The sequence below is a fragment of the Chitinophagales bacterium genome (assembly GCA_020635995.1).
Taxonomy (GTDB): domain Bacteria; phylum Bacteroidota; class Bacteroidia; order Chitinophagales; family UBA8649; genus JAFMKE01.
Window position 1 is genome coordinate 873,353 of sequence record JACJYS010000001.1, and the last position, 13,045, is coordinate 886,397.

General features: G+C 32.9%; 12 protein-coding genes. 6 read left to right on the plus strand and 6 right to left on the minus strand.

Annotation, left to right across the window (positions count from 1 at the left end):
• Positions 1 to 25: 25 nt before the first annotated feature.
• From H6578_03760 to H6578_03770, 3 genes are all read right to left on the minus strand, one after another.
• Positions 26 to 1,048: a restriction endonuclease gene (locus H6578_03760; GenBank protein ID MCB9226279.1), complete on the minus strand. Its 1,023-nt coding sequence runs from the start codon at positions 1,046 to 1,048 to the stop codon at positions 26 to 28.
• Positions 1,023 to 2,054, minus strand: coding sequence for a DNA cytosine methyltransferase (locus H6578_03765; GenBank protein MCB9226280.1), 1,032 nt, complete (start codon positions 2,052 to 2,054; stop codon positions 1,023 to 1,025). The genes H6578_03760 and H6578_03765 overlap by 26 nt, the downstream gene beginning before the upstream one ends.
• Positions 2,055 to 2,118: 64 nt before the next feature.
• Positions 2,119 to 3,468: a dihydroorotase gene (locus tag H6578_03770; GenBank protein ID MCB9226281.1), complete on the minus strand. Its 1,350-nt coding sequence runs from the start codon at positions 3,466 to 3,468 to the stop codon at positions 2,119 to 2,121.
• Between the two features lie 184 nt (positions 3,469 to 3,652).
• Between H6578_03770 and H6578_03775 the strand changes: the two genes are divergently transcribed.
• From H6578_03775 to H6578_03795, 5 genes are all read left to right on the plus strand, one after another.
• Positions 3,653 to 4,774 (plus strand): ATP-binding protein, encoded by a 1,122-nt coding sequence (locus H6578_03775; GenBank protein ID MCB9226282.1) that lies wholly within the window; start codon positions 3,653 to 3,655, stop codon positions 4,772 to 4,774.
• A gap of 129 nt (positions 4,775 to 4,903) precedes the next feature.
• Positions 4,904 to 5,095, plus strand: coding sequence for a cold shock domain-containing protein (locus H6578_03780; GenBank protein ID MCB9226283.1), 192 nt, complete (start codon positions 4,904 to 4,906; stop codon positions 5,093 to 5,095).
• A 251-nt stretch (positions 5,096 to 5,346) separates the two neighbouring features.
• Complete coding sequence (gene fsa / locus H6578_03785; GenBank protein ID MCB9226284.1) at positions 5,347 to 6,000, plus strand: fructose-6-phosphate aldolase; 654 nt, start codon at positions 5,347 to 5,349, stop codon at positions 5,998 to 6,000.
• 198 nt (positions 6,001 to 6,198) lie between these two features.
• Positions 6,199 to 6,618 (plus strand): DUF1311 domain-containing protein, encoded by a 420-nt coding sequence (locus tag H6578_03790; protein MCB9226285.1) that lies wholly within the window; start codon positions 6,199 to 6,201, stop codon positions 6,616 to 6,618.
• Between the two features lie 395 nt (positions 6,619 to 7,013).
• On the plus strand, positions 7,014 to 7,949 hold the full coding sequence (locus H6578_03795; protein MCB9226286.1) for a DMT family transporter: 936 nt from the start codon (positions 7,014 to 7,016) through the stop codon (positions 7,947 to 7,949).
• Here the strand turns inward: H6578_03795 and H6578_03800 are convergent.
• The 3 genes from H6578_03800 to H6578_03810 all read right to left on the minus strand — a co-directional run bounded on the left by H6578_03800 (position 7,914) and on the right by H6578_03810 (position 11,579).
• Positions 7,914 to 8,282, minus strand: coding sequence for a DMT family protein (locus H6578_03800; protein MCB9226287.1), 369 nt, complete (start codon positions 8,280 to 8,282; stop codon positions 7,914 to 7,916). The genes H6578_03795 and H6578_03800 overlap by 36 nt on opposite strands.
• Positions 8,283 to 8,595: 313 nt before the next feature.
• Positions 8,596 to 9,099: a phosphoribosyltransferase gene (locus H6578_03805; GenBank protein ID MCB9226288.1), complete on the minus strand. Its 504-nt coding sequence runs from the start codon at positions 9,097 to 9,099 to the stop codon at positions 8,596 to 8,598.
• Positions 9,099 to 11,579, minus strand: a complete 2,481-nt coding sequence (locus tag H6578_03810; protein ID MCB9226289.1) for a S8 family peptidase — start codon at positions 11,577 to 11,579, stop codon at positions 9,099 to 9,101. The genes H6578_03805 and H6578_03810 overlap by 1 nt, the downstream gene beginning before the upstream one ends.
• Before the next feature lie 112 nt (positions 11,580 to 11,691).
• Between H6578_03810 and H6578_03815 the strand changes: the two genes are divergently transcribed.
• Positions 11,692 to 13,029, plus strand: a complete 1,338-nt coding sequence (locus H6578_03815) for a (Fe-S)-binding protein (GenBank protein MCB9226290.1) — start codon at positions 11,692 to 11,694, stop codon at positions 13,027 to 13,029.
• Positions 13,030 to 13,045 lie beyond the last annotated feature (16 nt).

Here is a 13,045-nt window from a genome sequence, read left to right on the forward strand (position 1 = left end):
TTAACGGATAGAAATATTGCATCTATTATTTTTTATTTTGAGTATAAGGACCTAAAAATTTATCTCCGTTAAAATGTACTAAGTGGTCAGGATTATCTGCAATCCAAACTTCTGTTTCCCAAGCGATGTCAGCTATAAATTGTCTGAATTTTTGGCGATTTAAAAATGCAGTGATGTACACTATATCTGCTTTACAATCTTTAGTTAATTTTTGAAGCTGAATTAATCTTAATTCACTTATCGGGCCTGAAGAATGAACTGCTTCAATAAGATAAAGCCAATTTTTCTCTTTTGAGTAGGCTATTATATCCGGCAATTCTTCATGTGATATTTCAAAGAAATTTAACTCTTCAAGTTTTTGTTTTTCTAAATAAAGATATTTATCAGAAGTATCTCCTACATAAAGTACTTCTGCACTGTATCCAAATCTTGGTAAAAAATCTTCAATTATTGCTTTTTGTAGTTCGTTGTGTTCTCCTGCCGAAAAAGTTAATGTATTACCGGCAGGAAGAATTGCATCTACTTTTGTTATCTTTCTTTCTCTTTTAAGTTTTTTACTTAATGGCTCTATATCTTTTAATTTTTTAGCAACTATTTTATCCCAATCTTTTGAGCCAAAATTTCTAATTATTTCGGCATAAATTGGATTTATGGAATAACCTCTTGTAGAATCATTGGTGGCAGAATTTGGACTTGATTGCACAACAATTTCCGCAACTGTAAGTAATTTCAAATCTTTTCTGCGTATGTCATCATACGAACCAGAACTTATATTTTCTCCAAAATTACTATTCACAAATACTATTATATCCCGTGTTTTTAGAGCATATCCATCGTTTAAATCTTTCGTTTTCTTAAAGTCGGAAATTTTCTTAATATCGCCACATGCAAGAAAAGCGATTGCCATTCTTTCTAAACGTCTTGGTGTTGTGTTTAAAGGGATTCCAAAAGCATCAAGAATATAAAGTGTAGTATTAATTAGCTCCTGAACTTGTTGTGTTTTTTCGTTAAAGGTTTTTAATTTATCGGGATGGATATATTGCTTCATTTTGAAAAAGTGTTAATTGTTCATTTTCAGCAAAGTTATATTCATTAGTAACTTTACCCTGTAGATAATTCTTTATGTTTAAAGCCAAATGGTAAGCAAAATATGGTGCTACTGCGTTTCCTATTTGATTGAATTGGTTTGTTTCTGTACCCGAGAATTTAAACCAATCGGGAAAACTTTGAAGTCTTGCAGCTTCTCGTACTGTTATTCTTCTTCTTCTTCCGTCTTTTAATTTAACTCGGTGCATATCTCCCGTAGCTCCGGCTAAATTTCTACAAGTTAAAGTTCTTGCCGGTTTGTCTAAATACAAATCTCTTGGATTAATACATTTTGAGGCTTTTTCATAGTTTGCAACGTATCTGTCCATAGATTCAGTAAAAAATTTTGAATCTTCATTATACTGTAACGCAAGTTTTCCAAGAGCTTGTCCTGCTGTTATTTTCCGCTTTATTTTTTTTGGTAAATTTATTTTTTTCTTTGCCCCAATTACAATAACTCGTTCTCTATTCTGTGGCACTTCAAAATTTACGGCATTTAAGAGTGCATAGTTAATATAATAACCCGAATGTTCAAGTTCTTCAATTACTTCCTTTAAATACCACTTGTTTTTGTATAGCATTCCTCTAACATTTTCAAATAGTAGTATCTCCGGATTAAGTTGTTTAATTGCAGATAAGAAAATCGGAAATCCATCTCTTGAATCTTTTAGACCAAGTTGTTTACCTCCTACACTAAATGGCTGGCAAGGTGGTCCGCCAATAACTATATCTGCTTTAGGGTATTTTGATTCAACGCTTAGTTTTTCGTTAAAACAATTACCAATTAAGTTTTTATTATAAGTATTTGTTGCCTGTTCGTCCATTTCATAGCCAATAGTTTTAAATCCATTCGCTTCAAACCCAAGGGAAAGTCCACCACACCCTGCAAAAAGATCAACTACTGTTTTATTGAAATCCGTATCAACCCAAGGTTCTAGCTTTTTGTTAATTTCTTCCCAGTATTCCATTTTTCAAAGGTACAATTTTTTGATTTGTTATTCTTTCCTTAATAATATATGCTATGTGCAATCATTAATAACAATATTTTCTATCAAACAACAACCTTTGTCCTTTTATACTTTCATTAAATTCTCCATTGGCATAAGCTAAATGTCCGTTTACAAAAGTGTGGGTTACTGTGTTTCTAAAAATATTGCCTTCCAGTGGACTCCAGCCACACTTGTAGTATATGTTGTCTTTATTTATGTAATTTTTGTTTGTTAAGTCAACGAGTACAAGGTCGGCAAAATAGCCTTCTCTTACATAACCTCTTTCTTTTATATTGAAACATTCAGCAGGAGCGTGGCACATTTTTTCTACTACTTTTTCTAAGCTTATTTTCCCTCTTTGATGAAAATCAAGCATCATATTTAAACTGTGCTGTACCAATGGCAAACCCGAAGGAGCTTTAAAATAGCTGTTGCGTTTTTCTTCTAAAGTATGTGGAGCGTGGTCGGTAGCAATAATGTCCAGTCTATCATCAAGCAAAGCATCAAATAAAGCTAAGCGATTAGTTTTTAATTTAATAGCAGGATTACATTTTATTCGGCTACCAAATATGTAGTAATCTTCGCTATCAAACCATAAATGGTGCACACATACTTCCGATGTTATTTGTTTTTCTTTTAAAGGAATTTTATTAGTAAATAATTCAAGTTCTTTAGCGGTAGAAATGTGTAAAATATGCAAGCGGGTATTGTATTTTTTAGCCAAGGCTACAGCTTTAGACGAAGATAAATAACAGGCTTCTACACTTCTAATTATAGGATGCATATAAAATGGTACTAACTCACCATATTTTTCTTTAGCTATAGATTCATTAGCTTTCACAGTGTGTTCATCTTCGCAGTGGGTAGCTATTAAACCAGGGAAATTTTTAAAATACTGCGTTAAAGTATTGTCATCATCTACCAGCATATTTCCTGTGCTACTTCCCATAAATAATTTTAAACCACACACTTGACTTAAATCGGTTTTCATCACTTCTTCGTAATTATCGTTAGCTCCGCCCATAAAAAATGAATAATTAGCCAGCGAAACTTCATTAGCACGGGCATATTTTTTGGCTAATTCTGCTTGAGTAGTAGTGGTGGGTTTAGTGTTGGGCATTTCCATAAAAGAAGTAGTGCCACCAGCTACAGCAGCTTTAGCTTCAGTATAAATTTCTGCTTTATGAGTTAAGCCGGGTTCCCTAAAATGTACTTGGTCATCTATTACTCCGGGTATTAAATATTTTCCTTCTGCATTTATTTCTACAGCATTGCTGCTGTTTTCAATTTGCGAAGCTATTTTTTCTATCCGATGATTTTTAATTAAAACATCAGCTTGAAATATTTTGTCTTCGTTAATAATTTGAGCATTTTTTATGAGGTAGTTTTGCATTGTTTTAGCTTCTTTTACACAAAATTACAGTATTAAGCTATGCTACTCAAAAATATCACTCTTTAACTATCAACAGCCAAAAGTTATAATATTTGGCTGTTTAATTAGCCAAAAATTATGTTTTTTGGCTGTTTAATTAGCTAAAAATTATGTTTTTTAGCTAATTTCATTATCTTTGTCTTTAATGGATGTAGGAAGAGTGATAGAAAAAAAGCTTAAAAATCAGTTTTTTAAGGGTAAAGCACTGGTATTGGTAGGTCCAAGGCAAACAGGAAAATCTACTTTGGTACAGAAGTTACTTAAAAATTATACAGAAGTATTATTTTTAGATGGAGATGATTTTAATGTGAGAGAGCAACTGGAAAAGCCTAAAACGGCAGTACTTAAAAGATTAATAGCACAAAATAAAGTGGTTTTTATAGATGAAGCCCAGAGAATAAGCAATATAGGAATAACGGCTAAAATAATAACAGATCAGTTTAAAGATGTACAATTAATACTGAGTGGTTCATCTGCTTTTGAATTGAATAATCAGATAAATGAGCCTTTAACGGGCAGAAAATGGGAGTATAATTTGTTTCCTATATCGTGGGAAGAATGGCAGAGCTACGTGGGGTTTTTAAAAGCAAACCAGCAGATAGAAACACGGTTAATATATGGAATGTATCCAGATGTACTTAATTATGAAGGGCAGGAAGAAGAAGTACTGCACAATTTGGTAAACAGCTATTTATATAAAGATATATTGGCTTTATCGGGTATAAAAAAGACAGATGTGTTACAAAAATTAACCCAAGCTTTGGCACTACAAATGGGTAGCGAAGTATCTTATAATGAGCTGGCACAGTTACTTGGAATTAACAAAGAAACGGTTAGTAGTTATATAGATATATTAGAAAAAGCCTATATTGTTTTTAGAGTAAACCCTTTTAGCAGAAATATTAGAAACGAAATAAAAACAAATAGAAAAATATATTTTTATGATAATGGTATAAGAAATACTATTATTTCTAATTTTAATCGGCTTGATTTAAGAGCAGATAAAGGAGCATTGTGGGAGAACTTTTTAATTACGGAAAGATTAAAATATTTGCATTATCATCAAAAATATACAAATACCTATTTTTGGCGAACCACCCAGCAGCAAGAAATAGATTGGATAGAAGAAAAAGGCGGTAAACTAACAGCGTATGAGTTTAAGTGGAGTAGCAAAAAGAAAGTAAAATTTCCTGCTACATTTAAAAAGAAATATGATGCCACTTTTGAAGTAATAAATAAGGACAATTATTTTGAATTTATTACTTGATGTAAGGAGATTTGTTAGCATATTTTCATTGTAAAATCAATTCTTTTTTACGAATTAATGCCAATAATTATATGTATTCCAAATTTTAGCTTACATTTGCAACAATTAAATAAACAATTTTAAAGTATTATGAGTACAGGAACAGTAAAGTTCTTTAATGCAACCAAAGGTTTTGGTTTTATTAAAGATGATGAAAACGGGCAAGAATATTTTGTGCACGTTTCAGGATTAGTAGACAAAGTAGAGCAAGACGACAAAGTAACGTACGACTTGCAGGAAGGTCGTAAAGGATTAAATGCAGTAAACGTTAAAAAAGCGTAATAAACATATAATTTTACTATTCAACAGAAAAAGTCCCGACACAATCGGGACTTTTTTGTTTTATTCCTTACACTCGTGGCACGACTCCAAGTCGTGCCACGAGTACGAGTACAGGGGAACTCCAAGTAGTGCCACGAGTAGTCTAACTGTATAATCTCTCAATATCTATTCCTCTAATAAACATCTTGTTAATTACTTTTTTCTTTAAATCAAATGCTTTCTTTTAGTTTTGTGCAAACAAACATTTTACCATGAAATTTTTTATAGATACAGCAAGTCTTTCACAAATTAAAGAAGCCGAAGCTTTAGGCATATTAGATGGCGTTACCACCAATCCCTCATTAATGGCTAAAGAAGGCATAAAGGGCGAAAAAGCCGTATTGCAGCATTATGTAGATATTTGCAAAATTGTAGATGGACCAGTTAGTGCCGAAGTATTGAGTACCGATTTTGAGGGTATGGTAAAAGAAGGTGAAGCCTTGGCAAAATTGCATAAAAATATAGTAGTAAAAATTCCGATGATAAAAGACGGTATTAAAGCCATTAAATACTTTACGGATAAAGGCATAAAAACAAACTGCACCTTAGTTTTTTCTGCCGGGCAGGCATTGTTGGCGGCCAAAGCAGGAGCTGCTATGGTTAGCCCTTTTATAGGCAGAATAGACGACAGCAACTGGGATGGCGTGCAGTTGATAGAACAAATAGTACAGATTTACGACAATTACGGTTTTACTACAGAAATTTTAGCCGCTTCTATTAGAAATCCGCTACACATAGTGCGTTGTGCAGAAGCCGGTGCAGATATAGCCACTTGTCCGCTGTCAAGTATAGAAGGTTTATTTAAGCATCCTTTAACAGATATTGGCTTGGCTAAATTTATAGAAGACAGCAAGAAAATGGCGTAGTTTTTATAGGCTTTTAGATGTTTAGACCGCTTCGCTATTAGAAATTAGATTTAAGGCGTAAGACGAGGATAAGATATATTGTGGATAATTTATATTTTAATATAAAAAGGGTAAATTTGTGTATGATTATATAAGAAACGTTAAAATGAGTTTTTATATTTTTGTTGCACATAAGATAAAAGAATAAACTGTTTCTAAATGAAATTAATGCTTGCCATCATATTGTTTTGCTTTTTTAATCTTGCTTTTGGACAGATTGAAAAGGAATATCTAATTGACATTGAACTACAAAACTGTCTTGACTATAGTGATAATTACACAACAAAAGGAATGATTGATTGCGTTGTTATAGCAATTGAGAAATGGGATAAAGAACTCAATAAAAATTATCAAGAACTATTGACCCTCTTGACAGCTGAACAAAAAGATAAATTAAAAATCGCTCAAAGAGAATGGATTGAATATCGCGACAAAGAGATTGAGTTTTCAAATCAACTTTATTATGATATGCAAGGAACAATGTGGATGCTTTTTGTCGCTCAAACAAAATTACACCTAACAAGAAGAAGAACGATAGAACTTGAAAGTTATATAGTTAATTTGACTATAGATAAGTAATGGAACAAGAACCGATACCAATAATTGAACTTTTGATTCTAATTTTATTTTTAGGGTCAATTACGTTTTTATTAGGAGCGACTTTTCAAGGTTTCATACTTTACAAGAACAAGAAATCTCTACTAACAAGTATTTCTGTTATTATACTGACAAGAATATTGACTATAATAAGTTCATATTTTATTTGGGCATTTTGGCATTTACCGATTGATATTATGTTTTTGTTTATATACTTGCCGGCAGTTTTACCAGAATTGATATTGAGTCCCTTAATACTTAGGCTATTTGGAAACGAAATAATTAAAAGAAGTAATAATAATTTGCAATAAATTTGTGCAAAATACTTGTGCCACCACTCCAAGTCGTGACACAAGTATTTTAAAAATATAAAATAAATGCACCCCCAACGCAAAGCCATTCTTTTAATGCATCTTGCCACTTTTTTGTTTGGCTTTACGGCCATTTTGGGCAAGGCTATTTCATTGAGCAGTATTAATTTGGTGTGGCATCGTATGTGGTTGGCATCGGCTATATTTTTGTTGTTTCCTGGTTTTATTAAGGCATTTAAACAAACAAGCGTACAAACAAAAAAACGCTTTTTGTTAATTGGCTGTTTGGTGGCATTGCACTGGCTTACTTTTTATGGTTGTATAAAGTTGAGCAATAGTGCGTCCTTGGCTTTAGCGTGTTTTGGCACTATTGCTTTTTTTGCAGCTTTGTTAGAACCACTTATTATTAAAACGCCTTTTAAAAAAGTAGAGTTGTTTTTGGGTATTATTATCATTATTGGTTTGGCATTTATAGCTAAATCCAATCCCGATGAGCATTTTTCATGGCAGTCTTCTTATATACAGGCTATGGCAATGGGCGTGGTGTCCGCTTTTTTTGCAGCCCTGTTTTCGGTGTTTAATAAAAAATATGTGGCAGATAACAACCCTATGGTTATTACTTTTTTGCAGATGCTGGGAGGCTTTGCTTTTCTTACACTTTTATTACCGTTTTATATAGCTTATTTTGGGGTAGATTTTCAAATTTTGCCACAAACCAATGATATTATTTATTTGATTTTGCTGGCAGTACTTTGCACCAACATTGCTTTTTCTTTAGAAATGGAAGCACTTAAAAATATGAGTGCATTTATGAGCAATTTAATTATTAATCTTGAGCCCATTTATGGTATGATACTGGCAATTTTTTTCTTTCATGAAAATGAAATGTTAAATATTTGGTTTTATAGTGGAACTTTTTTAATCATTGCCACGGTGTTTTTGCATCCTTTGTTAGAACGAAAAACGCTACTTTTTAAAAATAAAAAACACCGCCAACACTAAAAACACAAAACCTATTAAATGATTGATTTTTAAGGTTTCGTTTTTAAAAACCAACAAAGTAAAACCAGTAAAAACAACTAAAGTAATCACTTCTTGAATTACTTTAAGTTGCCAAATTGAAAAAGGACCACCATTGCCGTCAAAACCAATTTTATTGGCAGGTACTTGAAAAAAGTATTCAAATAAGGCAATACCCCAACTAATAAAAATTACAGCCACTATTCCCAATTTGGCAAACCAAGAATATTCATTCAATTTTAAATGACCGTACCAAGCTAAGGTCATAAATATATTGGAAAAAATTAGCAGAATAATAGTATAGATACCTTTCATGTTTTTATATAGGTTTGAATAATGAATACAAACATAGTTAATAAGTTAAATAAAATACATCTTTAAGGGCTGTGAGAAAACTTTAGACAACTTCATTTAATAATTTGACAGCAAGATAAATAGTGTCCATATTTAAAGTGTCATTATCTGATATAGTAACAAAATTATTGTAGCCTTGAATTGGATATTTTAATGGGTTATCTATTCTATCAATTGAATATACGTTTACGGAACAAGAATTTACCACGAAGCCTACTATTGAGGCTATAAATAGTGTTTTTACAAAATTAAATTTCATAGTTTGGTTTTTACTTTATTCTAAATAAGCCGCTTCTACTTCTTTGTTTTTAAAAACTACTTTTATATGCTCTTTTATGGTGGTGGCAAGCGATGTGCCTACGTAATTGCAATGTACCGGAAAACGCTTATGTTTTCTATCTACTAACACCGCTACTTTTACACTGCTTGGTTCTATTTCTATAAATTGTTTTAAACCATAAAATAATGTTCTGCCACTGTTTGCCACATCATCTACTATAATGCACAGCTTGCCGTTAAAATATTCTATTGAAGTACTTAATTTATGGTCTGTATTGGCAGGGTTATCTTTATTTATTTGTAAAGAATGAACACTTACTTTAATATGCCTGTCTATTTTGGTAATGGCTTTTTTTAGTAACTCTGCCGTTTGAAAACCGCCTTTTTGTACGCCTATTAAGCATATTTCTTCTTCATCTATATGCTCTTCTAAAATTTCATACGCCAAACGAACAATTTTTTGTTGCAAAGTCCATTTATCTATTATTAAAGTATCCATTATTTCTTTATTAGTTTTTTGCTTTCTACGGTTTTTCCTTCATGCACAAAATTAAGCAAATACATTCCACTACTCAAACCTTTTAAGCTGATGCTTTCATCATGATTATTTACTGTTTTTTGCATTACTTTTTTGCCCAAAATAGAGTATATTTCTATTTCAAAATTAACTATACTACTACTAATGTTTACAAAATCATTAGCCGGATTGGGTTGTAAGGTAAATAAAAGTTTGTCTTTAATATTTGATACGGCAGTGGCAATACAAGAACCGTTATCTGTATTAGCTTGTGGGTTGTAGTTATAGGCTGTGCTGTCGGTGCAACCATAAACTACGGGTACGCATGAGCCATCATTGATATTGGCTAAAGAATTATAGTTGAAAGCGGTACTATCGGTACAACCATAAACTTTTGCCACACAAGTTCCATCATCAGTATTAGCATTTGGATTGTAATTAAAAGCGGTACTATCGGTGCAACCATATACAAACGGCATACAAGAGCCGTCATCTACATTGGCGTTAGGGTTGTAATTAAACATGCCCGGAGATGTACAGCCTGTTATAGCTTCAAATTTCAGCATTTCAAAAGCGTCTAATTTTCCATTTCCATAAACGGTATTGGCATTTGGTCCTGTAAATGTATCTTTTCTGGCACTTTCTATTAAAGCCGTTTTGGTTTCGTACCACCAGGCATCAGGATTTTTTTCAAGGTACAAAGCCACAGCTCCTGCCACTAATGGCGAAGCCATGCTGGTACCTCCGTTGTAGTTGTGTTTAGCTCCTATTGCCACTTTTGGTCGGTTTACAGCCAATGCTGTGGATATAAAATTAGCATTGCCCGTAGCAAAAACTATATTTCCTGTTGAGCTTATATCCGGTTTTAATCTTAAATCTCGCGTAGGCCCTTCTGAAGATTGGTAGTATATTTCTCCGGCAGTTAAACCTGTTAGCCTAAAAGTAGTATCTACATCATAGTAATGGGCTCTGTTGGCAAAATTTCCTACGGTTATAACTTTATCTGAGCATTGCCAGCTACTTACTATACATTTTTCATTGTCGGGCGTTTTATAGTTGTCTATATCTGTTACTACAAAATTGGGTGGTAAATTGTTAAAAATCATATTAGAAGTACCTTGAAAAGCTTGGCTACTCCAAATATCAAAACTACCTTGCCCATAACACATAAATCGCCATAAATCGGAGGTGCTTAAGGGCGTTATTTGTACTTCTAAATTGTACCGATTATTGTCTTTTATTAAAAACATTTCAATAGTTCCTTGAAGGTTTAAGGAAGTATCGTAAGCAAATTTTTGAATATAAACACCATTGTTTAAATCGCCTACAAAATCGGCTTTGCTAAAAAAGTTGGTTCTTGAAATAGTGTGATAATCAGTAGCATCATCATTTCCTAAGGCAAAATGAAAATTGGAAATAGTATTGGTGTCTGTCCACAAACTAAAATAAACTTTTCCACTGGAGCTAATGGTTTTAAACCATGTAAAATTAGTGTCTATACTAAGCGGATAGCTTAAATGTGTAGGAATATAACTTCCACTTTGATTATTAATATTATTGCCGTTCCCTGCTGCTGCCACTACTGCACGCCCTGCTTTTTCTTCTATAAGGGCATCTATCATTTGGGTAGGAATATCAAAACCGTCATGAGAGCCCCAGTAACTGCCTATACTTGTGTTAATAACGCATGGTTTGCCCATAGCATCTGCTTTTTTAAAAATGTAATCTATAGCATCTACCACGTTATTTAAAAAATTATCGTAGCTAATAGCCACAGCTATAATGTCCGATTCGGGAGCAACGCCTTTATGCGTGCCGGTGGCGGTTCCGTTTCCGCACGCTGCACCCGCCACAGTGGTTCCATGCCCGTATTGGTTGGCAGGTTCTACATGGTTGCACGTGCCGTTATTAATATCTACATAGCTCCATTCTTGTCCGTAATCATAAGGCTGAGGTTTATTTATGGAGTTTTGAACATTTTGATCCCAAATAAACTTAATTCTTGTAGAGCCATCGGGATTTTTAAAATCTTGGTGCTGAAAATAAATACCGGCATCTATTACGCCCACTACTACATCTTTTCCTGTGTATGCTTGTGTTAGCGGTGCTTGTCCGTTGTGGGCAGGAATAACGTTATTATGAATAAGTGCGGTATCCATTAAAATAGTGCCTTTGCCTACGGGAATTTCTTTAGAAAGATTTGGAAAAGCATTATAGAAATCTAACAAGTTGTTTTTTGCTACTTTTATAGCCGCTATATCATTATTTTTATATTTAATTTGAAAAGGGATATTTTTTTCATTTCTATCTAAAACAGCTATATCTCCTTTTACAAAAAAGTGAATAAATTCGGTATCTTTCTTCTCATTGAGGAAGTTGTTTTCAGATATTTTAAATTGAGCAAAAGTGTAACTATTTATTAAAAATGTTAGGCTGATTAAGTAGAGTAATTTTATTTTCATACAATAGGCTTATTTAGAATGATTTAAAATTAGTGATAATTTGGTTAATTTTATGCTTAAAATTAACTAATCTAACATTAATACAATAATTTTGACATTCAAATTTCATTAAATGGATTTAGCTAAACTAATTCAAATATTAATATTCGTACTTGTAAATATAGCTGTTTTTTTCTTTGCAGGGAAAAAGTACTACCAAATATATAAAAACATTCAATTAGGGAAAGATTGGGATAAAATAGATAATCCCAGCGAAAGATTTAAAAGAATGATGCTTGTAGCTTTTGGGCAAAAGAAAATGTTTAAAGAAATATTTCCGGCATTATTGCATTTATGTATTTATACTGCTTTTGTAATTACACAAATTGAGTTAATAGAAATTTATATTGATGGATTAACGGGCGGTCATAGAACTTTGTATTATGCTTTTGAAAATATAACTATACTAAAAGGACTTTATGTTTTTGTAATTAATATGATAGAGTTTCTATCGGTATTTGCATTTTTAGCTACGCTAATCTTTTTGTATAGAAGAAATTTACTAAAAGTGCCACGCTTAGTAAAAGTGCCGGAAATGAACGGCTGGCCTAAGTTAGATGCTAACTTAATTTTATTTGGAGAGCTATTTTTGGTTACTTGTATATTTTTAATGAACGGAGCAGACCAAGCCATACATCACAATTCGTATCCTTTTGTGCTTTCCGGTTTTGTGGGTAGCTTGCTTTCGGGTTTATCTGAAGGCACACTGCATGTACTTGAAAAATTAGGATGGTGGGGACACATATTTGGTGTATTAGGTTTTATAATTTACCTGCCTTTTTCAAAACACTTGCATATTCTTTTTGCTTTTCCCAATGTTTATTTATCAAGCCTGCATAAAAAAGGCTATATAAATAATATGGAAAGTGTAACTAAAGAGATAAAATTAATGATGAATCCCGATACGGCATTTGCAGCTCCGGCAGAAGGAGCGGAGGCTGAAATACCAACATTTGGAGCTAAAGATGTATTTGATTTAAAAAAGCAAAATTTATTAGCAGCATATTCTTGTACAGAGTGTGGGCGATGTACGGAGCAATGCCCTGCGGCTCAAACAGGCAAAAAATTATCACCACGTAAAGTGATGATGGATACAAGAGATAGGGTAGAAGAAGTGGCATTAAATATTAGAACAAATGGCGTTTTTGTAGATGACGGAAAAGGATTAATAGGCGATGAAAAAATTTCTGTAGAGGAGTTGCGTGCCTGTACTACTTGCAATGCGTGTGTAGAAGCCTGTCCGGTTATGATTTCGCCATTAGACATTATTATTCAGTTGAGAAGAAATTTAATTTTAGAGCAATCTAACTCGCCAGAAGAGTGGAATGTAATGTTTGGGAATATTGAAAACAATGGAGCACCGTGGAAGTTTAGTCCGCAGGATAGATTTAATTGGGCAAATGAGAATTGAGGCTGAGTAGTGAGAT

What these genes read in the sequence shown, in the direction of transcription:
- H6578_03760 (MCB9226279.1), bottom strand. Translation starts at nt 1,048, where the DNA reads ATGAAGCAATATATCCATCCCGATAAATTAAAAACCTTTAACGAAAAA.
- H6578_03765 (MCB9226280.1), bottom strand. Translation starts at nt 2,054, where the DNA reads ATGGAATACTGGGAAGAAATTAACAAAAAGCTAGAACCTTGGGTTGAT.
- H6578_03770 (MCB9226281.1), bottom strand. Translation starts at nt 3,468, where the DNA reads ATGCAAAACTACCTCATAAAAAATGCTCAAATTATTAACGAAGACAAA.
- H6578_03775 (MCB9226282.1), top strand. Translation starts at nt 3,653, where the DNA reads ATGGATGTAGGAAGAGTGATAGAAAAAAAGCTTAAAAATCAGTTTTTT.
- H6578_03780 (MCB9226283.1), top strand. Translation starts at nt 4,904, where the DNA reads ATGAGTACAGGAACAGTAAAGTTCTTTAATGCAACCAAAGGTTTTGGT.
- fsa (MCB9226284.1), top strand. Translation starts at nt 5,347, where the DNA reads ATGAAATTTTTTATAGATACAGCAAGTCTTTCACAAATTAAAGAAGCC.
- H6578_03790 (MCB9226285.1), top strand. Translation starts at nt 6,199, where the DNA reads ATGAAATTAATGCTTGCCATCATATTGTTTTGCTTTTTTAATCTTGCT.
- H6578_03795 (MCB9226286.1), top strand. Translation starts at nt 7,014, where the DNA reads ATGCACCCCCAACGCAAAGCCATTCTTTTAATGCATCTTGCCACTTTT.
- H6578_03800 (MCB9226287.1), bottom strand. Translation starts at nt 8,282, where the DNA reads ATGAAAGGTATCTATACTATTATTCTGCTAATTTTTTCCAATATATTT.
- H6578_03805 (MCB9226288.1), bottom strand. Translation starts at nt 9,099, where the DNA reads ATGGATACTTTAATAATAGATAAATGGACTTTGCAACAAAAAATTGTT.
- H6578_03810 (MCB9226289.1), bottom strand. Translation starts at nt 11,579, where the DNA reads ATGAAAATAAAATTACTCTACTTAATCAGCCTAACATTTTTAATAAAT.
- H6578_03815 (MCB9226290.1), top strand. Translation starts at nt 11,692, where the DNA reads ATGGATTTAGCTAAACTAATTCAAATATTAATATTCGTACTTGTAAAT.